At 71.0% G+C, this 23,559-nt stretch carries 22 protein-coding genes; 11 read left to right on the forward strand and 11 right to left on the reverse strand.

Annotated elements, in window-relative coordinates:
* Positions 1–3: 3 nt before the first annotated feature.
* A complete protein-coding gene (locus ACIPPM_RS26485; protein ID WP_401452264.1) occupies positions 4–588 on the reverse strand; it encodes a Uma2 family endonuclease in 585 nt (194 codons plus the stop codon).
* A 158-nt stretch (positions 589–746) separates the two neighbouring features.
* Between ACIPPM_RS26485 and ACIPPM_RS26490 the strand changes: the two genes are divergently transcribed.
* The 4 genes from ACIPPM_RS26490 to ACIPPM_RS26505 all read left to right on the forward strand — a co-directional run bounded on the left by ACIPPM_RS26490 (position 747) and on the right by ACIPPM_RS26505 (position 6,954).
* Positions 747–2,555, forward strand: coding sequence for an ABC-F family ATP-binding cassette domain-containing protein (locus tag ACIPPM_RS26490; protein ID WP_401452266.1), 1,809 nt, complete (start codon positions 747–749; stop codon positions 2,553–2,555).
* A gap of 178 nt (positions 2,556–2,733) precedes the next feature.
* Positions 2,734–4,485, forward strand: a complete 1,752-nt coding sequence (locus tag ACIPPM_RS26495) for a PQQ-binding-like beta-propeller repeat protein (RefSeq protein ID WP_401452268.1) — start codon at positions 2,734–2,736, stop codon at positions 4,483–4,485.
* A gap of 51 nt (positions 4,486–4,536) precedes the next feature.
* Positions 4,537–6,189: a PQQ-binding-like beta-propeller repeat protein gene (locus ACIPPM_RS26500; protein WP_401452270.1), complete on the forward strand. Its 1,653-nt coding sequence runs from the start codon at positions 4,537–4,539 to the stop codon at positions 6,187–6,189.
* A gap of 72 nt (positions 6,190–6,261) precedes the next feature.
* A complete protein-coding gene (locus ACIPPM_RS26505; protein ID WP_389004924.1) occupies positions 6,262–6,954 on the forward strand; it encodes a response regulator transcription factor in 693 nt (230 codons plus the stop codon).
* A 36-nt stretch (positions 6,955–6,990) separates the two neighbouring features.
* Here ACIPPM_RS26505 and ACIPPM_RS26510 read toward each other — a convergent pair whose 3' ends face one another.
* Positions 6,991–7,344, reverse strand: a complete 354-nt coding sequence (locus ACIPPM_RS26510; protein WP_401452272.1) for a hypothetical protein — start codon at positions 7,342–7,344, stop codon at positions 6,991–6,993.
* Between the two features lie 21 nt (positions 7,345–7,365).
* Complete coding sequence (locus ACIPPM_RS26515) at positions 7,366–9,078, reverse strand: sodium:solute symporter family protein (RefSeq protein WP_401452274.1); 1,713 nt, start codon at positions 9,076–9,078, stop codon at positions 7,366–7,368.
* Between the two features lie 167 nt (positions 9,079–9,245).
* Between ACIPPM_RS26515 and galT the strand changes: the two genes are divergently transcribed.
* From galT to galK, 3 genes are read left to right on the forward strand one after another with little or no spacing between them, the layout of a single operon-like run.
* Entirely contained in the window at positions 9,246–10,340 is a 1,095-nt protein-coding gene (gene galT / locus ACIPPM_RS26520; RefSeq protein WP_401452276.1) for a galactose-1-phosphate uridylyltransferase, read from the forward strand.
* Positions 10,337–11,299, forward strand: a complete 963-nt coding sequence (gene galE / locus ACIPPM_RS26525; RefSeq protein WP_401452278.1) for a UDP-glucose 4-epimerase GalE — start codon at positions 10,337–10,339, stop codon at positions 11,297–11,299. Before galT ends, galE begins: the two co-directional genes overlap by 4 nt.
* Positions 11,299–12,462, forward strand: a complete 1,164-nt coding sequence (galK, locus tag ACIPPM_RS26530; RefSeq protein WP_401452280.1) for a galactokinase — start codon at positions 11,299–11,301, stop codon at positions 12,460–12,462. The genes galE and galK overlap by 1 nt, the downstream gene beginning before the upstream one ends.
* Before the next feature lie 14 nt (positions 12,463–12,476).
* Here the strand turns inward: galK and ACIPPM_RS26535 are convergent, their stop codons facing one another.
* A complete protein-coding gene (locus ACIPPM_RS26535) occupies positions 12,477–12,932 on the reverse strand; it encodes a GNAT family N-acetyltransferase (protein WP_401452282.1) in 456 nt (151 codons plus the stop codon).
* Positions 12,933–13,153: 221 nt separating this feature from the next.
* Between ACIPPM_RS26535 and ACIPPM_RS26540 the strand changes: the two genes are divergently transcribed.
* On the forward strand, positions 13,154–13,921 hold the full coding sequence (locus tag ACIPPM_RS26540) for a LuxR C-terminal-related transcriptional regulator (RefSeq protein ID WP_401452284.1): 768 nt from the start codon (positions 13,154–13,156) through the stop codon (positions 13,919–13,921).
* On the opposite strand, the gene tamR is transcribed toward ACIPPM_RS26540, so the two are convergent.
* Entirely contained in the window at positions 13,880–14,377 is a 498-nt protein-coding gene (gene tamR / locus ACIPPM_RS26545; protein WP_389004916.1) for a MarR family transcriptional regulator TamR, read from the reverse strand. The two genes, ACIPPM_RS26540 and tamR, sit on opposite strands and share 42 nt — an antisense overlap.
* 88 nt (positions 14,378–14,465) lie before the next feature.
* On the opposite strand from tamR, the gene ACIPPM_RS26550 reads away from it, so the two are divergent.
* Positions 14,466–15,260 carry a trans-aconitate 2-methyltransferase gene (locus ACIPPM_RS26550; RefSeq protein ID WP_401452286.1) on the forward strand — a complete coding sequence of 265 codons (795 nt, stop codon included), beginning with the start codon at positions 14,466–14,468 and terminating at the stop codon, positions 15,258–15,260.
* Between the two features lie 3 nt (positions 15,261–15,263).
* The gene (locus ACIPPM_RS26555) at positions 15,264–15,626 is read left to right on the forward strand and encodes a VOC family protein (RefSeq protein WP_401452288.1); all 363 of its coding nucleotides are present in this window, start codon (positions 15,264–15,266) and stop codon (positions 15,624–15,626) included.
* Here the strand turns inward: ACIPPM_RS26555 and ACIPPM_RS26560 are convergent.
* Together ACIPPM_RS26560 and ACIPPM_RS26565 are read right to left on the reverse strand one after the other, a co-directional pair.
* On the reverse strand, positions 15,623–16,300 hold the full coding sequence (locus tag ACIPPM_RS26560; protein WP_399717698.1) for a TetR family transcriptional regulator: 678 nt from the start codon (positions 16,298–16,300) through the stop codon (positions 15,623–15,625). The genes ACIPPM_RS26555 and ACIPPM_RS26560 overlap by 4 nt on opposite strands.
* The gene (locus tag ACIPPM_RS26565) at positions 16,297–17,295 is read right to left on the reverse strand and encodes an acyl-CoA desaturase (protein WP_401452290.1); all 999 of its coding nucleotides are present in this window, start codon (positions 17,293–17,295) and stop codon (positions 16,297–16,299) included. The genes ACIPPM_RS26560 and ACIPPM_RS26565 overlap by 4 nt, the downstream gene beginning before the upstream one ends.
* Positions 17,296–17,597: 302 nt before the next feature.
* Here ACIPPM_RS26565 and ppc point away from each other — a divergent pair, with 302 nt between their 5' ends.
* Positions 17,598–20,342, forward strand: coding sequence for a phosphoenolpyruvate carboxylase (gene ppc, locus ACIPPM_RS26570; RefSeq protein ID WP_401452292.1), 2,745 nt, complete (start codon positions 17,598–17,600; stop codon positions 20,340–20,342).
* 60 nt (positions 20,343–20,402) lie between these two features.
* Here the strand turns inward: ppc and ACIPPM_RS26575 are convergent, their stop codons facing one another.
* The 4 genes from ACIPPM_RS26575 to ACIPPM_RS26590 all read right to left on the reverse strand — a co-directional run bounded on the left by ACIPPM_RS26575 (position 20,403) and on the right by ACIPPM_RS26590 (position 23,455).
* Complete coding sequence (locus ACIPPM_RS26575; RefSeq protein WP_401452294.1) at positions 20,403–20,891, reverse strand: hypothetical protein; 489 nt, start codon at positions 20,889–20,891, stop codon at positions 20,403–20,405.
* Between the two features lie 65 nt (positions 20,892–20,956).
* Positions 20,957–21,553 carry an aminoacyl-tRNA hydrolase gene (pth, locus tag ACIPPM_RS26580; protein ID WP_401452296.1) on the reverse strand — a complete coding sequence of 199 codons (597 nt, stop codon included), beginning with the start codon at positions 21,551–21,553 and terminating at the stop codon, positions 20,957–20,959.
* Positions 21,554–21,635: 82 nt separating this feature from the next.
* Positions 21,636–22,235, reverse strand: coding sequence for a 50S ribosomal protein L25/general stress protein Ctc (locus ACIPPM_RS26585; RefSeq protein ID WP_401452298.1), 600 nt, complete (start codon positions 22,233–22,235; stop codon positions 21,636–21,638).
* A 239-nt stretch (positions 22,236–22,474) separates the two neighbouring features.
* A complete protein-coding gene (locus ACIPPM_RS26590) occupies positions 22,475–23,455 on the reverse strand; it encodes a ribose-phosphate diphosphokinase (RefSeq protein WP_389006642.1) in 981 nt (326 codons plus the stop codon).
* Positions 23,456–23,559: the final 104 nt, after the last annotated feature.

The raw sequence follows: 23,559 nt of genomic DNA on the forward strand, positions 1-23,559 counted from the left end.
CGGTCAGACGGCGGTCAGGTCGATGCCGATCGGGTAGGGCATCTCGACGTCGAGCTTGTCCTTGTGCAGACCCATATGCACATACCGGCTGGTCAGCGGGTCGATCTCATAGACATGGACGAACAGGCCGCCGGTGGGTCCGTCCTGCTCGACGCGCCAGAAGTTCCGGATTCCCGCGGCGGCGTACTTGTGCGGCTTCGTCGTGCGGTCGCGGGACCCGGACTCGGGCGAGACGACCTCCACGACGAGCAGCGCGTTCTCGGCCCGGAACCGGGTCTGATCCAACCCCGTGACCGCGTCGGCCCGGACCACACAGATATCGGGTTCGGGCCCGTTACGGTCGTCCAGGACGACGGTCATCTCCCGTTCGACGCTGAACTCCCCGGGGAGAGCGGCGCGCAGCCCGTCGAACAGCAGATTGATCGCAAGATAGTGAGAACGCCGCTGCGGACTCACGAAAACCAGGCTCCCGTCGATCAACTCGGTGTGCGGCGGGAGATTGGGCAGCGTGAACAGATCATCCACGGTGTACCCGTCCTGCGGCGGCACCGGCCACTCGACCTGGTGCTCGACGGACTCGGCGGTCATGGTTCCTCCCATGGACGGAGATCCTGCTGCCCGTCTTCCACGGTAGCGGCCGAACGTCGATCACGTCATCACAAAGAGTGACCGCCCCCGCGCGAGCCGCCCCCCGCCCGGCAGGGCCTACGCTTGAAGGCTGATCGATCCCCCTGCACAGGAGTGAAATGGCCGTCAATCTGGTCAATGTCGAGAACGTCAGCAAGGTCTACGGCACGCGGGCCCTGCTGGACGGCGTCTCGCTCGGTGTGTCGGAAGGGGACCGGATCGGGGTCGTCGGGCGCAACGGCGACGGGAAGACCACGCTGATCCGGATGCTGGCCAAGGTGGAGGACGCCGACAGCGGGCGGGTCACGCACTCCGGGGGGCTGCGGCTCGGGGTGCTGACGCAGCACGACTCGCTCGACCCCGAGGCCACCGTCCGGCACGAGGTCATCGGTGACCTGGCCGACCACGAGTGGGCGGGCAACGCCAAGGTCAGGGACGTACTGACCGGCCTGTTCGGCGGGCTCGACCTGGCCGGCTTCCCCAAGGGGCTGGACACCGTCATCGGCCCGCTCTCCGGCGGCGAGCGGCGGCGGATCGCGCTCGCCAAGCTGCTCATCGAGGAGCAGGACCTCCTCGTCCTGGACGAGCCCACCAACCACCTCGACGTCGAGGGCATCGCCTGGCTCGCCCGGCACCTGCGCGAGCGCCGCTCCGCACTCGTCTGCGTCACCCACGACCGCTGGTTCCTGGACCAGATCTGCACCCGCATGTGGGACGTCCAGCGCGGCGACGTCTACGAGTACGAGGGCGGCTACTCCGACTACGTCTTCGCCCGCGCCGAGCGCGAGCGCATCGCCGCCACCGAGGAGACCAAGCGGCAGAACCTCGTCCGCAAGGAGCTGGCCTGGCTGCGCCGGGGCGCCCCCGCCCGCACCTCCAAGCCCCGCTTCCGCGTCGAGGCCGCCAACGAGCTGATCAAGGACGTGCCGCCGCCCCGCGACAGCAGCGAGCTGATGAAGTTCGCCTCCTCCCGGCTCGGCAAGACGGTCTTCGACCTGGAGGACGTCGACGTCACCGCGGGCCCCAAGGAACTGCTCAAGCACGTCACCTGGCAGCTCGGCCCCGGCGACCGCGTCGGCCTGGTCGGCGTCAACGGCGCCGGGAAGACCTCCCTGCTGCGGGCCATGGCGGAGGCGGCGCGCACCGAGGGCGAGACGCAGCCCGCGGGCGGCCGTGTCGTCGTCGGCAAGACCGTCAAGCTCGCCTACCTCTCCCAGGAGGTCGCCGAACTCGACCCGGCGACAAGGGTCCTGGAGGCCGTGCAGCAGGTCCGCGAGCGCGTCGACCTCGGCAAGGGCCGCGAGATGACGGCGGGCCAGCTGTGCGAGACGTTCGGCTTCAGCAAGGAGAAGCAGTGGACGCCCGTCGGCGACCTCTCCGGCGGTGAGCGCCGCAGGCTCCAGCTGCTGCGCCTCCTCATGGACGAGCCCAACGTCCTCTTCCTCGACGAGCCCACCAACGACTTGGACATCGAGACCCTGACTCAGCTGGAGGACGTCCTCGACGGCTGGCCCGGCTCGATGGTCGTCATCTCCCACGACCGGTTCTTCGTCGAGCGCACCACCGACAAGGTGTTCGCCCTCCTCGGCGACGGCGCCCTGCGCATGCTGCCGCGTGGCATCGACGAGTACCTGGAGCGCCGCCTGCGCATGGAGGAGGCCGTGGCCCAGCGGTCGGCCGCCGCCGCACCCGCCCCCGCCGTCGCGGAGAAGAGCGCCGCCGACCAGCGGGCTGCGAAGAAGGAACTCCAGAAGATCGAGCGGCAGTTGGACAAGATCTCCGACAAGGAGTCCAAGCTGCACACCCGGATCGCGGACAACGCCACCGACTTCGCCAAGGTCGCCGAACTCGACGCCGAACTGCGCGGACTCGTCGGCGAGCGCGAGGAACTGGAGCTGCGCTGGCTGGAGCTGGCCGAGGACGCGTAGCGCCTAGTCATGGGCGCGTACGGCGGAATCCGGCCATACCGGCGGGTGCGTAACGGGCGCATCACGGGGTGGTTCGTCCTTGGGCACAGGGGCTCGCACGGGCCCCTGTGCTGTCGGTGGTGGGTGATAGAAAGGCTGTCCGAGGGCTAAAAATCAGTGAACGAGGGGGAGCGCGCTGATGAGCCAGCCGCCCGGTCAGCCGCCGCAGGGCGGGTTCGGCCCACCGCAGAACCAGCCGCCGCAGAACCAGCCACCGCGGGATCAGCCGCCGCAGGGCCCGCCGCCGCAGGGCGGCTTCGGCGCACCCCAACAGCCCCCGGTGCAGGGCGGCTTCGGTGCCCCGCAGGGCCCGCCCCAGCCGGGTTACGGCTACCCCCAGCAGCCCCCCGGCCCGTACGGGCAGCCCGGCCCCTACGGCCAGGCCCCCGGCCCCTACGGCCCCCCGCCCGGCCCCCCTTACGGCACGCACCCGCAGCCTCCGTACCCCGGCGCCCCCGGCAAGCCGCCGGGCCGGAAGCGCACCGCGCTGATCGCCGGGGCCGTCGTGGCCGCGCTGCTGCTCGTCGGCGGCACCGTGTACGCGGTCACCGGCGGCGGGCACGACGACAAGCCCGTCGCCCACCCGACCGGCGGCACCAGCGACTCGGCCACCGCCTCCCCCTCCGTCGACTCCGGTGACGGCAAGGGCGACGGCCGTTCGGACGCCGAGGACCTCAACGCGGGCCGCAAGCCCGGCGAGTCGAAGGTGCTCTGGTACAGGTCCGCGCCCGACGCCCCGGCCGACGGCGCGGACGCGCCCGGCCTCTGGGTCACCGGAAAGACCGCGGTGAAGGCCGCGTACAAGGAGGTCATCGGCCTCCGCGTCGCCGACGGCAAGCCCGCCTGGGACCCGATCACCCTGCCGCACGAGGTCTGCGCGGTCACCCGCGACGCCGACGCCGACGGCAGGATCGTCATCGCCTACATGAACGGCGTCAGCGACCGCGCCGACTGCAACCAGCTCCAGCAGGTCGACCTCGACACCGGCAAGAAAGGCTGGCACGCCCAAGTCGCCGAAGGCACCGGTCTGTTCGACAGCACCCGCAGCATCGAGCTGACCCTCACCGGCAAGACCCTGATGGTGACCCGCTCGATCTCCGGCACCGCGTACGACGCGGCGACCGGCCGCAAGCTGTACGACACCAAGAAGTACGACGACTGCTACCCCGCCGCGTACGCCGGTGGCAGCGGGCGTCTGATCGAGGTGACCTCCTGCGGCGCGGGCGGTGCCAAGGAGCGCGAGGAGATCCGCGAGCTCGACCCGGCCACCGGCAAGGCCAAGTGGACCCGGCCCGGCACCAAGGGCTGGAAGGTCGAGCGCGTCTTCTCCGTGAACCCGCTCGTGGTCTACCTGACCAACCGCGACAAGAAGGCGTGGAACATCTCCGTCCTCGGCAGCGGCGGCCGCGTCAGCTCCGAGGTCAAGGTCGACAAGAAGTTCGCCCCCGGCTGCGGCTGGTCCTCGCTGACGCGCGGCCTGCAGAACTGCCGGGGTGTCGCCGTGGACGCCAAGAACCTCTACCTGCCCACCGAGACCACCGACGCGGCGAACGAGATCTACGCCATCGGCCTGGCCGACGGCAAGGAGAAGTGGCGGGTCACGTCACCGATCGCCCGCCCGATGGTCCCCGTGGGACTCCAGGGCGGCAGCCTCGTCGCGTACGCCGACGCGTCCTACGGCCAGGGCGGCCGGGTGCTGTCCATCCCGACCGGCTCCGGCGCGCACCGGCCCGGCACGCTGCTGCGGAACCCCGACGGGGTGGCGAAGATCGAGAGCGGTTTCCTCGACAGCGCCATGGTCTGGTCCGGCGGTCGCTTCATCATCGCCTCCAACCGGCTGAGCGGCCAGGACGGAGCCGAGGAGAAGCTGATGATGGCCTTCGGCAAGTAACCACCCTCCCCGCGCCCGCCGTTCCCACCAGCCGCTTCGAGGTATCCCACGATGAGCGACCAGCCGCCTTCCGGCCCGCCCCAGGACCAGCCGCCCACCCCGCCGACGCCGTCCGTCCCGCCGACCGGTCCCCAGCCCACCTACGGCTACCCGCAGGCGCCCCCGCCGCAGCAGCAGCCACAGCCCGGCTACGGCTACCCCGCCGCCCCGCCCCAGCCGGGCTACGGCTACCCCGCCCAGCCGCCCACGGTCGTGGCGGGCGACGACACGCGTGCCAGACAGAACCGCGCCATAGCCCTGATCATCCTCGCGGCCGTCGTCGCCATCGGCCTGATCATCGGCTCCGGCGTCTGGTACGCCCGTTCCTCCGGCGAGGAGGGCGGCGGCACCCGTGCCGGTGGCGGGAAGAACGGCACCGGCACCGCGACCGGCGGCAAGGAGAAGGTGCCGGGCAACCCGGCCGCCGACGTCCTGTTCAAGGTCCCGCAGCCCAAGACCGAGGAGAACGTCGTCAGCACGCCGGGCTCCTGGCTGAGCACCCGCGTCTACGCCAAGACCGGCATCGCCGAGATCACCGGCTACGACCCGGCCGACGGCACCAAGAAGTGGACGCTCAAGTTCCCCGGCCCGGTCTGCGCGGCCACCGAGCACGTCACCGCCGACGGCCGCACCGGCATCGTCTACCAGCCCTCGATGCCGACCAAGACGAGCCACCCCGGCTGCAGCCAGGTCGCGGGCATCGACGTGCGGGCCGGTACCAAGCTGTGGACCAAGTCGGTCGGCACGGGTGACTTCGCCACCACGTTCCAGAACGTCACCGTCGCCGGGAAGACCGTCGCGGTCGGCGGCTTCGGCGGCGGCGCGGCCTACGACATCGGCACCGGCAAGGCGCTCTGGCAGCCCAAGCCCGGCGACGACTGCCACGACACCGGCTACGGCGGCGGCACCAGGCTGGTCGCGGTCCGCAAGTGCGGCACCTACGGCAACCGCACCCTCAGCATCCAGAACGTCGACCCCACCTCGGGCAAGGTGATCTCCGAGTACAAGATGGGCGCCGGTATCGAGTACGCGGGCATCGTCTCCACCGACCCGCTGGTGGTCGGCGCGGACGCCGGGCACAGCGCGAGCGGTGGCAGCGGGGTCTCGGACTACTTCTCCATCGACCATCGCACCGGCAGGCTGCTGGCCCGTATCCCGGTCTCGGGCGACACCTACGACGGCGAGTGCGACACCATCACGCGCGTCGAGGAGTGCAAGGGCGTCGTCGTCGGCGCGGGCAGGCTGTACCTGGCGACCAAGGAGCACAGCGGCGGCGGCAAGAGCAAGCTCAGCCGGACCAACGAGGTCGTCGCCTTCGACCTGGCCACCGGCAGGCAGACCGGTCGGCGCGCCCCGGCGGGCGACGACTACACGCTGTTTCCGCTCCGCGCGGACGGCGGCAACCTGATCGCGTACAAGAACCCGCCGTACGACAAGGGCGGCCAGATCGTCAGCATCGACGGTGGCAGCTTCAAGTCCACGACGCTGATGGAGCTGCCCGCCGACCAGGCCGACCGCGCCCTGCAGACCGGTCTCCAGCCCACCTTCTCGGAGTACCGGTACACACAGGGCAAGCTGTTCATGGCGGCGCCGAACGCGGCCAAGCCGATCGGCAGCTTCGACAAGGACAAGAACAGCGTGGTCGCCTTCGGTACCCGCGACTGACCGAAGCCCGCACGGCAGGCGCCCCGAGCGTGTAACTTCCGGGACATCGGGAGGGACTGGGGGGTTTGCTCTATGGGAGTGCGGCTCATGGTCGTCGACGACCACCGCCTGCTGGCGGAGGCGTTGGCGTCGGCGCTGAAGCTGCGCGGGCACCGGGTGCTCGCGGCGGCGGCGCCGGCCGCGGGCGCGGCCGAGCTGGTGATATCGCGGGCCCCGGAGGTGTGCCTGCTGGGCACGGCGGCACCCGCCGAGCCGGGCGCGTTCGACCCGGTGGCCCGCATCAAGCGGGAGCGCCCGCAGGTGGCCGTACTGGTCCTCGGCCCGGTGCCGTCCCCGCGCGGTATCGCGGCCGCCTTCGCGGCGGGCGCCGCCGGGTACGTACGGCACGACGAGCGCATCGAGGGTGTCGAGCGGGCCATCATGAAGGCCCGCGCCGGTGAGGCGGCCATAGCCCCCCAGCTGCTCCAGGGCGCCTTCGCGGAGCTGCTGAACCCGGCCGTCCAGCCCGACGACGAGGGCCAGCGGCTGCTACGGCTGCTCACCCCGCGCGAGGTGGAGGTGCTGGTCCGGGTCGCCGACGGCGAGGACACCCGGCTGATCGCGGCGGGCATGGGGATCGCGCCGAGCACCGCCCGTACCCATGTGCAGCGGGTCCTGATGAAGCTGGGTGTCGGCTCCCGGCTGGAGGCGGCCGCCCTCGCGGCCCGTACCGGTCTGCTGGACCGCGCCGGGGCCGCCCCGCACACGACGGAGCCGGAGCTGTAGTCCACAGCTCCGGCTCCGGCCCGGTCCCGCGCGCGGCTAGTGCACGGGCTCCTCGTCCTCCGTGCCCTCCGCGGGCAGCGGCGGCGGGGTCGGCCGCAGCTTCAGCCAGGCCAGGAAGAACACCCCGAGGATCAGCATGCCGATGCCGGTCCACAGGTTGATGTTGACGCCCTCGGCCTTGTCGATCGCGGCCTGGGAGTCGGTGATGCCGGTGATGGTGACGATGACGCCGTACAGCACGAACAGGCCGCCGATGATGCGCCGCAGGTCGAAGATGCGGGCCGCGGTGGCGGACTTGCCCTCCAGGTCGGTGACCTCACGGTGGACGTCGTGCTCGGTCGCGCCGTGCTCGGACCCGGCGTGCTCGGGGCGGGGGGATTCGTCGGTCATGGTTTCCTCATCCTCCCGCGATCAGAACGAGAACGGGATGTAGCAGGCGGCGGCCAGGACGACCGCGCCCCAGCCGAGCAGGGCGGGCTTGCGGTACCAGGCGTCGTCGCCCTCGGCGGGTGCCTCGGACATCCCCGGCGACTTGGTGCCGTAGACCAGGCCCTGGAGTTCCTCGGCCGGCTTGGGCTTGGTGAACAGCGACACCGCGACCATCACGACCGCACCGGCGACGAAGCCCGCGATGGCGGAGACGAAGTTGGCGCCCTGGTCGGAGGGGATCGAGATGATGCCCTCCTTGTAGAACACGAAGTAGTTCACCATCGCGGTCGCGGTACCGGCGAGCAGGCCCCAGAAGCCGGACTTGGCCGAGGCGCGCTTCCAGAACATGCCGACGATGAAGACCACGAACATCGGGACGTTGAAGAAGGAGAACAGCGTCTGGAGGTAGCTCATGATGTTCGAGAACGACGACGCCAGGAACGCCGTGCCGACCGACGCGGCGACCCCGATGACGGTGATCCAGCGGCCGAAGCGGACGTAGTAGGCGTCCTCCTGGTCCGGCTTCACGTAGCGGGCCCAGATGTCGGTGGTGAACACCGTGTTGAAGGACGACACGTTGGCCGCCATGCCCGCCATGAACGCGGCGAGCAGACCGGTGACCGCGATGCCGAGCACACCGTTGGGCAGCAGCTCCTGCATCAGATAGGGAATCGCGTCGTTGTACTGGAGCCCGGAGCCGGGCTGGCCGATCTTCGGCACCAGGGCGGCGGCGACCAGGCCGGGGATCATCACCAGGAAGACGATGAAGATCTTCGGGTAGGCCGCGATCAGCGGGGTGCGCTTGGAGGCGGAGAGGTTCTTCGCGGACAGCGCGCGCTGCACCTCGGCGAAGTTGGTCGTCCAGTAGCCGAAGGACAGCACGAAGCCGAGACCGAGCACGATGGTCAGCCAGTTGGCGCCCAGCGGGTTGGCGCTGCCGATGCCGGTGCCGCCCCACGCGGTGGTGAAGTTGGCGCCGTGGGCCGCGTCCAGCTTGTGGGTCAGGCCGTCCCAGCCGCCGGCCTTCTTCAGGCCGAGGATGGTGATCGGGATGAGGGCGGCCAGGATCACGAAGAACTGGAGCACCTCGTTGTAGATCGCCGAGGAGAGACCGCCCAGCGTGATGTAGCCGAGCACGAAGGCGCCCGCGACCACGATGGCCACCCACTGCGGCCAGCCGAGCAGGGCCTCCACCACGATCGCCAGCGCGTACAGGTTCACGCCCGCGATGAGGATGGCGGCGAACGCGAACAGGATCGAACTGAGCAGGTGGGCTGCCTTGTCGAAGCGCAGCAGCAGGAACTCGGGGACCGAGCGGACCTTGCTGCCGTAGTAGAAGGGCATCATCACCAGGCCCAGGAAGACCATGGCGGGGATGGCGCCGATCCAGTACCAGTGCACGGTGTACGCGCCGTACTGGGCGCTGTTGGCCGCCATGCCCAGGATCTCGGTGGCCGCCAGGTTCGCCGAGATGAAGGCGAGGCCGGTGATCCAGGCGGGCAGCGAGCGTCCGGAGAGGAAGAAGTCCAGGCTCGTCTTCACCGAGCGGCGGGCCGCGAAGCCGATGCCGAGAACCACGACGAAGTAGATGGCCAGGATCGTGTAGTCGAGCCAGTTGGTGGGGAGCCGTAGCTCCGCCGCCAGATAGCTGGGGCCCGCCGCCAGGGGCGCGGGTCCGGTCGGGGGGGTCTGCATGAGAACTCGCTTCGTTGCGCGAACTGATCCAGAGCGGAACCTACGCCGCGGCGTTCATTATTTGAACAGTTCTGTTGGTGTTCTTTGTTCGATTGTGATCGTACGACCCGTTGTGGAGTTGTGGTTTGTTATGTTTGATTGTGTTGAGTGAGAGCGAGGAGTCCGGCGTGAAGAAGACCCCGACCCGGCTGGCCGACGGGCGTGAGCTGGTCTACTACGACCTGGCGGACGACACCGTCCGCGACGCCGTGGACCGGCGGCCGCTGGACCCCACGGTCACCGCCTCCGAGATCCGCCGCGACCCGCTGCTCGGCGACTCGGTGGCCGTCGCCTCCCACCGCCAGGGCCGCACCTACCACCCCCCGGCCGACGAGTGCCCGCTCTGCCCCAGCCGGGACGGACGGCTCAGCGAGATCCCGGACTCGACCTACGACGTGGTCGTCTTCGAGAACCGCTTCCCCTCCCTCGCCGGTGACTCCGGCCGCTGCGAGGTCGTCTGCTTCACCTCCGACCACGACGCGTCCTTCGCCTCCCTCACCGACGAGCAGGCCCGGCTGGTGCTGGAGGCGTGGACCGACCGCACCGCCGAGCTGTCGCATCTGCCCTCCGTCAAGCAGGTCTTCTGTTTCGAGAACCGGGGCGCCGAGATCGGGGTGACGCTGGGTCATCCCCACGGCCAGATCTACGCCTACCCGTTCATCACCCCGCGCACCGCGCTGATGCTCCGCTCGCTCGCCGACCACAAGGCCGAGACCGGCGGGGAGAACCTCTTCGACGCCGTCCTGGAGCGGGAACTCGCCGGGGACCGGGTCGTCCTGGAGAGTGAACACTGGGTGGCCTTCGTCCCGTTCGCCGCGCACTGGCCCTACGAGGTCCACCTCTACCCCAAGCGCCGGGTGCCCGACCTGCTCGCCCTCGACGAGGCCGCGCGCACAGAGTTTCCCCAGGTCTACCTGGAACTCTTGAGGCGCTTCGACCGGATCTTCGGGCGGCCGGAGGGTGCGGAGAGCGAGAAGGGCGACGAGGCCGGGGCGCCGACGCCGTACATCGCGGCCTGGCACCAGGCGCCGTTCGGCGACCTCCCCGGCTTCGACGGGGTGACGCGGGACGACTTCGCACTCCACCTGGAGCTTTTCACCATCCGCCGCACTTCCGGCAAGCTGAAGTTCCTCGCGGGCTCCGAATCCGGCATGAACGTCTTCATCAACGACGTGCCACCGGAGCGCGCGGCCGAGCGACTGCGAGAGGTAGCGAGTTCATGAAGTACCTGGTGACGGGTGGCGCGGGCTATGTGGGCAGTGTCGTCGCCCAGCATCTGCTGGAGGCGGGGCACGAGGTCACTGTCCTCGACAATCTCTCCACCGGCTTCCGCGCGGGCGTGCCCGCCGGTGCCGCCTTCGTCGAGGGCGACATCCGCGACGCCGCGAAGTGGCTCGACCCGTCCTACGACGGGGTGCTGCACTTCGCCGCCTTCTCGCAGGTCGGCGAGTCGGTGGTGAAGCCGGAGAAGTACTGGGAGAACAACGTCGGCGGCACCATGGCTCTGCTGGCCGCCATGCGCGAGGCGGGCGTGCACCGGCTGGTCTTCTCCTCCACCGCCGCCACCTACGGCGAGCCCGAGGAGGTCCCGATCCCGGAGTCCGCCCCGACCCGGCCCACGAACCCCTACGGCGCCTCCAAGCTGGCCGTCGACCACATGATCACCAGCGAGGCGCACGCCCACGGCCTGGCCGCCGTCTCCCTGCGCTACTTCAACGTGGCCGGTGCCTACGGCCCCTACGGCGAGCGCCACGACCCCGAGTCCCACCTCATCCCGCTCGTCCTCCAGGTCGCCCAGGGCCGCCGCGAGGCCATCTCCGTCTACGGCGACGACTACCCGACCCCCGACGGCACCTGCGTCCGCGACTACATCCACGTCGCCGACCTCGCCGACGCCCACCTCCTCGCCGTCGGCGCCGCCCGCTCCGGCGAGCACCTGATCTGCAACCTCGGCAACGGCAACGGCTTCTCCGTCCGCGAGGTCGTGGAGACCGCCCGCGAGGTCACCGGCCATCCCATCCCCGAGGTCACCGCCCCGCGCCGGGCCGGTGATCCGGCGGTCCTGGTGGCGTCGGCCGACACCGCACGCGCCACACTGGGGTGGAACCCGTCCCGCGCGGACCTCGCCGGGATCATCGCGGACGCCTGGGAGTTCGCGCGCGACACGCAGAGGGAGCACTAGTGGGGGCACAGCAGGTCCGGGAACGCTTCACCGAGCTGTACGGGGCCGACCCGGAGGGGGTGTGGGCGGCGCCGGGCCGGGTCAACCTGATCGGCGAACACACCGACTACAACGACGGCTTCGTCATGCCGTTCGCCCTGCCGCACCAGGTCACCGCGGCCGTCTCCCGCCGCACCGACGGGGTACTGCGGCTGCACTCGGCCGACATCGAGGGCGAGGTCGTCGAACTCGCCCTGGACGGACTCGCGCCGGGCACCGACGACGACTGGACCGCGTACCCGGCGGGCGTGGTGTGGGCGCTGCGCGAGGCCGGGCACCCGGTCACCGGCGCCGACGTCCACCTCGCCTCCACCGTGCCGACCGGCGCCGGACTGTCGTCCTCGGCCGCGCTGGAGGTCGTCATCGCGCTCGCGCTGGACGACCTGTTCGGCCTGGACCTGCCGCGCTGGAAGCTGGCCCGGCTGTGCCAGCGCGCGGAGAACGTCTACGTCGGCGCGCCCACCGGCATCATGGACCAGACCGCGTCGGCCTGCTGCGAGGAGGGCCACGCGCTCTTCCTCGACACCCGCGACCTGGCCCAGCGCCAGATCCCGTTCGACCTGGCCGCCGAGGGTCTGCGCCTGCTGGTGGTCGACACCCAGGTCAAGCACGCCCACAGCGGCGGCGAGTACGGCAAGCGCCGGGCGGGCTGCGAGAAGGGCGCCGCCCTGCTCGGCGTCGACGCGCTGCGCGACGTGGCGTACGACGGGCTGGACGCGGCGCTGGAGCAGCTCGGCTCCGACGAGGACGCGGCCGAGGTGCGCCGTCTGGTGCGGCACATCGTCACCGAGAACCGGCGCGTCGAGCGGGTGGTGGAGCTGCTGACCTCCGGTGACGTCCGGGCCATCGGGCCGGTCCTCACCGACGGGCACGCCTCGCTGCGCGACGACTTCCGCATCTCCTGCCCGGAGCTGGACCTCGTGGTCGACACCGCGCTCTCGGCGGGCGCGCTGGGCGCCCGGATGACCGGCGGCGGCTTCGGCGGCTCCGCGATCGCGCTGGTCGAGGTGGCCGCGGTGGACACCCTCACCAAGGCGGTCGAGGAAGCGTTCGCGGCGGCCGGGTACACCGCCCCGCGCGTGTTCGAGGCGGTGCCCTCGCCCGGCGCCCGCCGTCTCGGCTGAGCCCTGGGGCTCCGTCAGCCGAGCGGCTTGGTCAGGGTGAACTCCGTGATCCCCGGCGGATAGTCGGGGATCACGGACACCACGTCATAGCCCTGCGCGCGGTAGAAGTGCGGGGCCTGGAAGTCCCAGGTCTCCACCCGGGACCGCGCGCAGCCCCGGTCGGCGTGCGCGATCCGCTCGGCCTCCGTCAGCAGCCGGGACCCCATCCCGGCACCCCGGTGGCGGTCGTCCACCCACAGATAGGTGACGTGCAGCCAGCCCGCCCAGGTGTGCCCGACCAGCCCCCCGGCGAGGGAGCCCGCCGCGTCCAGCGCCCACACGTGCAGCGGGGCCTGCCGTTCGCCCGGCGTGCCGCGCAGTGCGGCCAGCACCGGGGAGGCCGCCGTGTTGGTCTCCCGCAGCCGGGCGCGCAGCTGATCCCGTCGGCCCTTGTCCACTTCCGTCTCGATCCGAAACATGCGGCACACCATAAACGCGACGGCCGGTCAGTTCCGTCAATCGGCTGCCCCCGGCCAGGGCCGCCCGTACGCTGAAGAGCGGTACCGGTGGGGGCCGGTGACCGATCAGGGGGCGGGACGGGCGGGTACGGCGACCGCGCCGGGGGTAGCACTTTCCGCGACGACGGCCGCCGCGTCGTCGCCGGGCCTGGGGTGACCCCTGCTCCGTACGGAGCCTGGGGATAGGGGGTTTCGTGGTTCGCATCCGAGTGCTGGTCGTGGACGACCACCGCATCTTCGCCGAGTCGCTGGCGGCGGCGCTCGCCGCCGAGCCCGACGTGGAGGTGTCCGCCGCGGGCAGCGGCCCGGCCGCGCTGCGCTGCCTGGAGCGCGCCGCCGCGGAAGGCCGCCGCTACGACGTGCTGCTCGTCGACGCCGACCTCGGCCACATGCTGCCCGGCGGCCGGGCGGCGGTACCGGTGCAGGCGGGCGACGCGGAGGGCCTGGTCGACGGGATCTCGCTGGTCGCCGGGGTGCGTTCGGCACAGGCCGGGGTGCGCACGGTGGTCCTCGCGGAGAAGGACGACCCCCGCCGCGCCGCACTCGCGCTGCAGGCCGGGGCCAGCGGCTGGGTCGCCAAGGACTGCTCGCTGTCCCGGCTGCTGACCGTGATCCGGGGCGTGCTGCGGGACGAGACGCATCTGCCGGCCGCGCTGCTCACCGGCGTGCTCAAGGAGCTGACGGCGGCGCGCAGGCACCGCAGCGAGAGCGAGCGGCTGGTGCAGTCGCTGACCCCGCGTGAGCGGGAGGTGCTGCGCTGCATGGTGGCCGGGCTGGGCCGCAAGGCGGTCGCGGAGCGGCTGTTCCTCTCCCCGCACACCGTGCGCACCCATATGCAGAACGTGCTGGGCAAGCTCGGTGTGCACTCCACGCTGGCCGCCGTGGCGCTGGCCCGGCGGGCCGGGGTGGGCCCGGTCGACCTAACCGGGGACGTTGTCGAACGGGGCGGTCAACTGGCGTAGCAGTCCGGCGAGTTCACCGCGCTGGGCGTGGGACAGCTCGCCGAGGATGGCCCGCTCCTGGGCCAGCAGGCCCGCGAGTGCCTCGTCGGCCCGGTCCCGGCCGGTGTCGGTCAGCCGCACCAGCACCCCGCGCCGGTCGCTGGGGTCGGGCAACCGCTCCACCAGGCCCTTCTTGGCGAGCCGGTCGATCCGGTTGGTCATCGTGCCCGAGGTGACCAGCGTCTGGGTCAGCAACTGGCCGGGGGAGAGCTGGTACGGCGTCCCGGCGCGGCGTAGCGCGGTCAGCACGTCGAACTCCCAGGGCTCCAGCTGGTGCTCGGAGAAGGCGAGCCTGCGGGCGCGGTCCAGGTGCCGGGCCAGCCTGCTCACCCGGCTCAGCACTTCCAGTGGTTCCACGTCGAGGTCCGGGCGCTCCCGGCGCCATGCTGCGACCAGCCGATCGACCTCGTCCTCCATGGAGATCAGTGTAGTGGTTGTGTCGACGTGAAGTCTCTTGAAGCTGAGTATCTTGACATCGAGATACTTGGTCGGGAAGGTGGGCACCATGACGACGACACCCTCCTGGGACCCCGCCCAGTACCTCCGGCACTCCGGCCACCGGCTGCGCCCGTTCGTGGACCTCCTGGCCCGCGTCCCCGCCCTGCCGTCCGACCGGCCCCGGATCGCCGACCTCGGCTGCGGCCCCGGCAACGCCACCGCCCTGCTCGCCGAGCGCTGGCCCGGCGCGCACGTCACCGGCTACGACAACTCGCCCGAGATGCTTCAGCGCGCCCGCGCCGAGCAGCCCGCGCTGGAGTTCGCCCCCGCCGACGCCCGCACCTGGACACCCGAGGGCCCGCACGACCTGCTCCTCTCCAACGCCACCCTGCAGTGGGTGCCGGGCCATCTCGACCGGTTCGCGGACTGGACCGCCGCGCTGGAGCCGGGCGGGGTGTTCGCCTTCCAGGTGCCGGACAACACCGACGCCCCGCTGCACGCCCTGATGCGCGAACTGGCCGCCACGCCCCGCTGGGCACCCCGCCTGTCCGACGTGCTGCGCGCCCCCGACTCCGTCCACGCCCCCGGCGTCTACCTGGACCGCCTGGCCCGCCTCGGCTGCGCCACCGACGTCTGGCAGACCACGTACCAGCACGTCCTGCCGGGCGAGGACCCGGTCCTGGACTGGGTCAAGGGCACCGGCCTCCGCCCCGCCCTGACCGCCCTCGCGGACGACCCGGAGGCCAGGGACGCCTTCGTGACCGAGTACCGCGACGTGCTCCGCGCGGCGTACCCGACCGCCCCCTACGGGACGGTCCTGCCCTTCCGCCGCCTGTTCGCGGTCGCGGTGAAGGGGGACTGAGCCGTGCTCTGCGGGATCGACCACGTCCAGCTCGCGGCGCCGCCCGGCACGGAGGACGCGCTGCGCGCCTTCTACACCGGGGTGCTCGGCATGGCGGAGGTGCCCAAGCCCCCGGCCCTGGCCACGCGCGGCGGCTGCTGGTTCCGGGCCGACGGCGTCCAGCTCCACCTGGGCGTCGAGCCGGACTTCCGCCCCGCGCGCAAGGCCCACCCCGGCCTGCTGGTCACGGACCTCGACGCCTGCGCCGCCCGGCTGGCCGCGCACGGCGCGCCGGTCGAGTGGGACACCGGACTGCCCGGCCACCGTCGCTTCTACTCCACGGACCCGGTGGGCAACCGCCTGGAGTTCCTGCGGCCGACCGGCTAGCTCTTGCGGTGCCCTATCAGGCGGGGCTTCTGCTCCAGGCCGTCCAGGCCGTGCCAGGCGAGGTTGACCAGGTGGGCGGCGACCTCGGCCTTCTTCGGGCGGCGGACGTCCAGCCACCACTGGCCGGTCAGGGCGACCATGCCGACCAGGGCCTGGGCGTAGAGCGGGGCCAGCTTGGAGTCGAAGCCCCGGCTCTTGAACTCGCGGCCCAGGATGTCCTCCACCTGGGTGGCGATGTCCGAGATCAGCGACGCGAAGGAACCCGTGGACTGCGGGATGGGGGAGTCCCGGACGAGGATGCGGAAACCGTCCGTGTACTCCTCGATGTAGTCCAGCAGCGCGAACGCGGCCTGTTCGCACAGCTCACGGGGGTGACCGGCGGTCAGCGAGCCGGTCACCATGTCCAGCAGGCACCGCATCTCCCGGTCCACCACGACCGCGTACAGCCCCTCCTTGCCGCCGAAGTGCTCGTACACCACCGGCTTGGAGACCCCGGCCTTGGCCGCGATCTCCTCCACCGACGTGCCCTCGAAGCCCTTCGCCGCGAACAGGGTCCGGCCGATCTCCAGCAGCTGCTGGCGGCGCTCCGCACCGGTCATACGGGTCCGGCGGGTCCGCCGCGTCTTGTCGTTGCTCGAGGTGCTGCTGGAGTCGGTGGCCACGGCGTCAATCATGCCGCCTTCGCGGCGGCCTTCCCGCGCCGGGCGGAACCGTCGCCTTCGGCGCGGCGCGAATCGATACGCGAGCGTGACGGCCAGCGCACGTCGTACGCCCAGCCGAGCCTCTCGAACCAGCGGATGAACCGGGCCGAGGAGTCGATCTGCCCGCGCTCCACACCGTGCCGCGCCGAGGTCGGGTCGGCGTGGTGCAGGTTGTGCCAGGACTCGCCGCAGGACAGCACCGCCAGCCACCACACGTTGCCCGAGCGGTCCCGCGACTTGAACGGGCGCTTGCCCACCGCGTGACAGATCGAGTTGATCGACCAGGTCACGTGGTGCAGCAGCGCCACCCGGACGAGCGAGCCCCAGAAGAACCCGGTGAAGGCGCCCCACCAGGACATCGTCGCCAGCCCGCCGATCAGCGGGGGCAGCAGCAGCGAGACGAGGGTCCACAGCGCGAACTGGCGGGAGATCGCCCGCATGTCCGGGTCCCGGACCAGATCCGGCGCGTACTTCTCCTGCGGGGTCTGCTCCTCGTCGAACATCCAGGCGATATGGGCCCACCACAGGCCCTTCAGCAGCGCGGGCAGCGTCTCCCCGAACCGCCACGGCGAGTGGGGGTCGCCCTCGGCGTCGGAGAACTTGTGGTGCCTGCGGTGGTCGGCCACCCAGCGCACCAGCGGACCCTCCACCGCCATCGACCCCATGATCGCCAGCGCGATCCTGAGCGGCCGCTTGGCCTTGAAGGAGCCGTGCGTGAAGTAGCGGTGGAAGCCGATCGTGATGCCGTGGCAGCCGAGGAAGTAGAAGAACACCAGCAGGCCCAGATCGAGCCAGCTCACCCCCCAGCCCCACACCAGCGGCACCGCCGCCAGCAGGGCCAGGAACGGCACGACGATGAACACGAGCAGCGCGATCTGCTCGATCGAACGCTTCTGTTCGCCGCCCAGCGTGGCGGAGGCGCCGTCGCTGGGAGCTTCGTCGATCACATCGGAACTTCGGGTGGTCATGCGCGTCCCCTGTGGGGTCGAGGGCGGGGGTCGAGGCAGTACCGGACAGGTACGGAACGGACGGTACGTCCCTACGGTTCCGTAACCTACGGCGTCGTAAGTATGGCAGCGTGTCGGTCGGCGGCAAGAGCCCGAGATCCTGCGCGTCCACCGGGCCACCTATCCTGGGAACTGGTCGGACAGCGCGGTCCGCTCTGTTTACTTCCCGGACGTTCCGGCCGGTATGCGGCGATTTGCCGTGTGATGGATGGGTGTCCGGGTTCCCTCCCGGATGAGCTTCAACACCGCAAGGAGCCGCACCTGTGAGCAGTGTCGACGACCAGACCCCCACCAACGGCCAAGCGCTGCGCGCCGACATCCGGCGCCTCGGCGACCTCCTGGGCGAGACCCTCGTCCGCCAGGAGGGCCCCGAGCTGCTGGAACTGGTCGAGAAGGTCCGCAGCCTCACCCGCGAGGACGGCGAGGCCGCGGCCGAGCTGCTGCGCGGCACCGAGCTGGAGACCGCCGCCAAGCTGGTGCGCGCCTTCTCCACCTACTTCCACCTCGCCAACGTCACCGAGCAGGTGCACCGCGGCCGCGAGCTGCGCGCCCGCCGCGCCGCCGAGGGCGGCCTGCTCTCCCGCACCGCCGACCGGCTGAAGGACGCCGACCCCGAGCACCTGCGGGACACCGTCCGCAACCTGAACGTGCGCCCGGTCTTCACCGCCCACCCCACCGAGGCCGCCCGCCGCTCGGTCCTCAACAAGCTCCGGCGCGTCGCCGAACTCCTGGACACCCCCGTCCTCGACTCCGACCGCCGCCGCCACGACGTACGGCTCGCCGAGAACATCGACCTCGTCTGGCAGACCGACGAACTGCGCGTGGTCCGCCCCGAGCCCACCGACGAGGCCCGCAACGCCATCTACTACCTGGACGAGCTGCACGCCGACGCCGTCGGCGACGTCCTGGAGGACCTCACCGCCGAGCTGGAGCGGGTCGGCGTCACCCTGCCGCCCGACACCCGCCCCCTGACCTTCGGCACCTGGATCGGCGGCGACCGCGACGGCAACCCCAACGTCACCCCCCAGGTCACCTGGGACGTGCTGATCCTCCAGCACGAGCACGGCATCAACGACGCGCTGGAGATGATCGACCAGCTCCGCGGCCTGCTCTCCAACTCCATCCGCTACGCCGGTGCCACCGAGGAACTCCTCACCTCCCTGGACGCCGACCTGGAGCGCCTGCCGGAGATCAGCCCCCGCTACAAGCGGCTCAACGCCGAGGAGCCCTACCGGCTCAAGGCCACCGCGATCCGGCAGAAGCTGGAGAACACCAAGCAGCGCCTCGCCCGCAACACCCAGCACGAGGACGGCCGGGACTACCTCGGCACCGCCGAACTCCTCAGCGACCTGCGGATCATCCAGACCTCCCTGCGCGAACACCGCGGCGCCCTCTTCGCCGACGGCCGCATCGACCGCGTCATCCGCACCCTGGCCGCCTTCGGCCTCCAGCTCGCCACCATGGACGTCCGCGAGCACGCCGACGCCCACCACCACGCCCTCGGCCAGCTCTTCGACCGGCTCGGCGAGGAGTCCTGGCGCTACGCCGACATGCCCCGCGAGTACCGCGCCAAGCTGCTCGCCAAGGAACTGCGCTCCCGCCGCCCGCTCGCCCCGAGCCCGGCCCCGGTCGACGAGGCCGCCGCCAAGACCCTCGGCGTCTTCCAGACCGTCAAGCGGGCCCTGGAGGTCTTCGGACCCGAGGTCATCGAGTCGTACATCATCTCCATGTGCCAGGGCGCCGACGACGTGTTCGCCGCGACCGTGCTGGCCCGCGAGGCCGGACTGCTCGACCTGCACGCGGGCTGGGCCAAGATCGGCATCGTGCCGCTGCTGGAGACCACCGACGAGCTGAAGGCCGCCGACACCATCCTGGAGGACATGCTCTCCGACCCCTCCTACCGGCGCCTGGTCGCGCTGCGCGGGGACGTCCAGGAGGTCATGCTCGGCTACTCCGACTCCTCCAAGTTCGGCGGCATCACCACCAGCCAGTGGGAGATCCACCGCGCCCAGCGCCGACTGCGCGACGTCGCCCACCGCTACGGCGTCCGGCTGCGCCTCTTCCACGGCCGCGGCGGCACCGTCGGCCGCGGCGGCGGCCCCTCGCACGACGCCATCCTCGCCCAGCCCTGGGGCACCCTGGAGGGCGAGATCAAGGTGACCGAGCAGGGCGAGGTCATCTCCGACAAGTACCTGATCCCCTCCCTCGCCCGGGAGAACCTGGAACTCACGGTCGCCGCCACCCTCCAGGCGTCCGCCCTGCACACCGCCCCCCGCCAGTCCGACGAGGCCCTCGCCCGCTGGGACGCGGCCATGGACGTCGTCTCCGAAGCCGCCCACACCGCCTACCGCCGCCTGGTCGAGGACCCCGACCTGCCGACGTACTTCCTCGCCTCCACCCCCGTCGACCAGCTCGCCGAACTCCACCTGGGCTCGCGGCCCTCCCGCCGCCCCGGCTCCGGCGTCTCGCTCGACGGACTGCGCGCCATCCCGTGGGTGTTCGGCTGGACCCAGTCCCGGCAGATCGTGCCCGGCTGGTTCGGCGTCGGCTCCGGCCTCAAGGCACTGCGCGAGGCGGGCCTGCGACAGGAAGGAGACACCGTGCTCGGCGAGATGCACGAACAGTGGCACTTCTTCCGGAACTTCATCTCCAACGTCGAGATGACCCTCGCCAAGACCGACCTGCGCATCGCCCAGCACTACGTCGACACCCTCGTCCCCGACGAGCTCAAGCACGTCTTCGACACCATCAAGGCCGAGCACGAGCTGACCGTCACCGAGGTGCTGCGCATCACCGGCGAGCAGGAACTCCTCGACGCCCAGCCCGAGTTGCGGCAGACCTTCGCCATCCGCGACGCCTACCTGGACCCGATCTCCTACCTCCAGGTCGCCCTGCTCAAGCGCCAGCGCGACGCGGCCGCCGCCGGTGAGGAGGCCGACCCGACCCTGGGCCGCGCCCTGCTGCTCACCGTCAACGGCGTCGCGGCGGGCCTCCGCAACACCGGCTGACCGGACGCGCGTACGGCGGTGCCCCCGGAACCTTCCCGGTCCGGGGGCACCGCCGTATGTTCAGGAGAGTACGAAGGCCGCCGTCAGCAGGGCCGCGCCCGCCAGGCCCAGCACCCAGGCCGGCCGGGGCATCCGCATCCCGCCCGCCACCACCACCGACGCCAGCAGCAGCGCCCCGCCCAGCGGCAGCCAGGCCAGCAGGACACCGGCCACGCCCGCGCGCACGGCGACATCCGTACCGGGCTCCAGGACGACGTCGTAGCTGTGGTCCTCGCGCACCATCACCGACCGCTCGATCCGGACGGACGACCGCGGCGTGGCGCCCGGCGACAGCGGGGCGAACGTCCCCTCGCAGCGCTGTGGCAGACAGTCCGTCACCGTCAGCGTGCCGCGCTCGCGCCCCTTGGGCAGCATCGCGTGCTGCGCGGTCCCCCAGGACCCCCACGCCCCGGCGAACACGATCAACGCGGCGAACAGCCCCGCGACCACGACCCGGCCCATCCGGACGACGGACCCCGAACGCGCGGAACTGGCGGAGGCAGCAGGCATGGCCGGGATCATTGGCCATACCTCTACTGCGGGTCAACTCGGCGGTGCCGCCGATGTCCTGGACGCTACGAGTTGTACGCCGACTGAGCCCGCTCCAGCCCCTCGATGACCAGGCACTCCACCGCGTCCGCCGCGCGGTCCACGAAGTAGTCCAGTTCCTTGCGCTCCGCCGACGCGAAGTCCTTCAGCACGAAGTCCGCGACCTGCATCCGCCCCGGCGGACGCCCGATCCCGAACCGCACCCGGTGATAGTCGGCGCCCATCGCCTTCGTCATCGACTTCAGACCGTTGTGCCCGTTGTCGCCGCCGCCCAGCTTCAGCCGCAGCACGCCGTAGTCGATGTCCAGCTCGTCATGGACCGCCACCACCTGGGAGAGCGGCACCTTGTAGAACTCGCGCAGCGCGTTCACCGGACCGCCCGACAGGTTCATGTACGACATCGGCTTGGCTAGGATCACCCGCCGGTTGGCCGGGCCCATCGGACCGATCCGGCCCTCCAGCACCTGCGCCTGCGCCTTGCCCGACCGCTTGAACTTCCCGCCGATCCGCTCCGCGAGCAGATCCACCGCCATGAAACCGACGTTGTGCCGGTTCATCGCGTACTCCGGCCCCGGATTACCGAGCCCGACCACCAGCCAAGGGGCGTTTTCGGGGGTGCTCACGACCCACTCTCCTCGATATGCGCCAGCCGCCGCCCCCGCGGGACGGGGACGGCGACTGACGGATGACTCAAGCCGGTGCGGCTCAGGCCTCGGCGGACTCTTCGCCCTCGACGGCGGCCTCGTCCTCGGCCGGCTCCTCGATCTGCGCGGCCAGGACCTGCAGGACGACGGCGTCGTCCTCGACGGCCAGGGAGACACCCTTGGGCAGCTCGATGTCCTTGGCGTGGATGGAGGCACCGGCCTCCAGGCCCTCGACGGAGACCGTCAGCGACTCGGGGATGTGGGTGGCCTCGGCCTCGACCGGCAGCGCGTTCAGCACGTGCTCGAGCAGGTTGCCGCCCGGCGCCAGCTCGCCCTCGGCGACCACCGGGACCTCGACGGTGACCTTCTCGCCACGCTTGACCAGCAGCAGGTCGACGTGCTCCAGGAAGCCCTTCAGCGGGTCACGCTGCACGGACTTCGGGATCGCCAGCTCGTTGGTCTTGCCGTCGATGTCCAGGGCGATCAGGACGTTCGGCGTACGCAGGGCGAGCAGCAGCTCGTGGCCCGGCAGGGAGATGTGCAGCGGCTCGGAACCGTGGCCGTAGAGCACACCGGGAACCTTGTTGTCACGGCGGATGCGACGGGCGGCACCCTTGCCGAACTCGGTGCGGGTCTCGGCGGCGAGCTTGACCTCGGACATACGGATCACTCCTCGTACAGGTAGATCGATGGGGGTCCCCCCGCTCGAGCGGAGTCGAGAGTGGGGGAGGTCACCCGGCCACGAACGGCCTGCTACGAAGAGCGCGTCGATAACGGACAACCGGCACCCGTGAAAACACGAGCGCGGCCTCCCTCGCCGAGCAACTGTCGCAGTCTACTCGGCAAGGGGGCCGCGCCCAAAAGGATCTTCCGGGCCGCCTCAGCAGGCCCGCAGAAACCTCACTGCTCGTCGAAGAGGCTCGTCACCGAACCGTCCTCGAACACCTCGCGCACCGCGCTGGCGATCGTCCCGGCGATCGACAGCACCGTGATCTTGTCCAGGTCCGCCGCCAGCTCACCCGGCGTCGGCAGGGTGTCGGTGAACACGAACTCGCTCACCCGCGAGTTCTTCAGCCGGTCCGCCGCCGGACCCGACAGCACACCGTGCGTCGCCGTCACGATGACGTCCTCCGCCCCGTGCGCGAACAGCGCGTCCGCCGCGGCGCAGATCGTGCCACCGGTGTCGATCATGTCGTCGACCAGGACACACACCCGGCCCTCGACCTCACCCACGACCTCGTGGACCGTGACCTGGTTCGCCACGTCCTTGTCCCGGCGCTTGTGCACGATCGCCAGCGGCGCACCGAGACGGTCGCACCAGCGGTCCGCCACCCGCACCCGGCCCGCGTCCGGGGACACCACGGTCAGCTTCGACCGGTCCACCTTCGCGCCCACATAGTCCGCCAGCAGCGGCAGCGCGAACAGGTGGTCCACCGGACCGTCGAAGAAGCCCTGGATCTGGTCCGTGTGCAGATCCACGGTCAGGATGCGGTCCGCACCCGCCGTCTTCATCAGGTCCGCGATCAGCCGCGCCGAGATCGGCTCACGGCCACGGTGCTTCTTGTCCTGACGGGCGTACCCGTAGAACGGCACGATCACCGTGATGGAGCGCGCCGACGCCCGCTTCAGCGCGTCGATCATGATCAACTGCTCCATGATCCACTTATTGATCGGCGCCGTGTGGCTCTGGATCAGGAAACAGTCCGCGCCACGCGCCGACTCCTGATAACGCACATAGATCTCACCGTTGGCGAAGTCGAACGCCTTCGTCGGGACGACCCCCACACCGAGCTTGTGAGCGACCTCCTCGGCAAGTTCGGGGTGGGCGCGGCCGGAGAAGAACATCATCTTCTTCTCGCCGGTCGTCTTGATCCCGGTCACAGCACTGTCTCCTCAGAGGTTCTCAGCCAGCCGCCGGCCAAGCGTCCTCTCGACGGGGCACGAGAGGGCCGAATCGGCTGGTAGGGGTGCGGTTGTGCACTTAT

This window comes from Streptomyces sp. NPDC090119, assembly GCF_044747085.1.
In the GTDB taxonomy this organism is placed as follows: Bacteria; Actinomycetota; Actinomycetes; order Streptomycetales; family Streptomycetaceae; genus Streptomyces.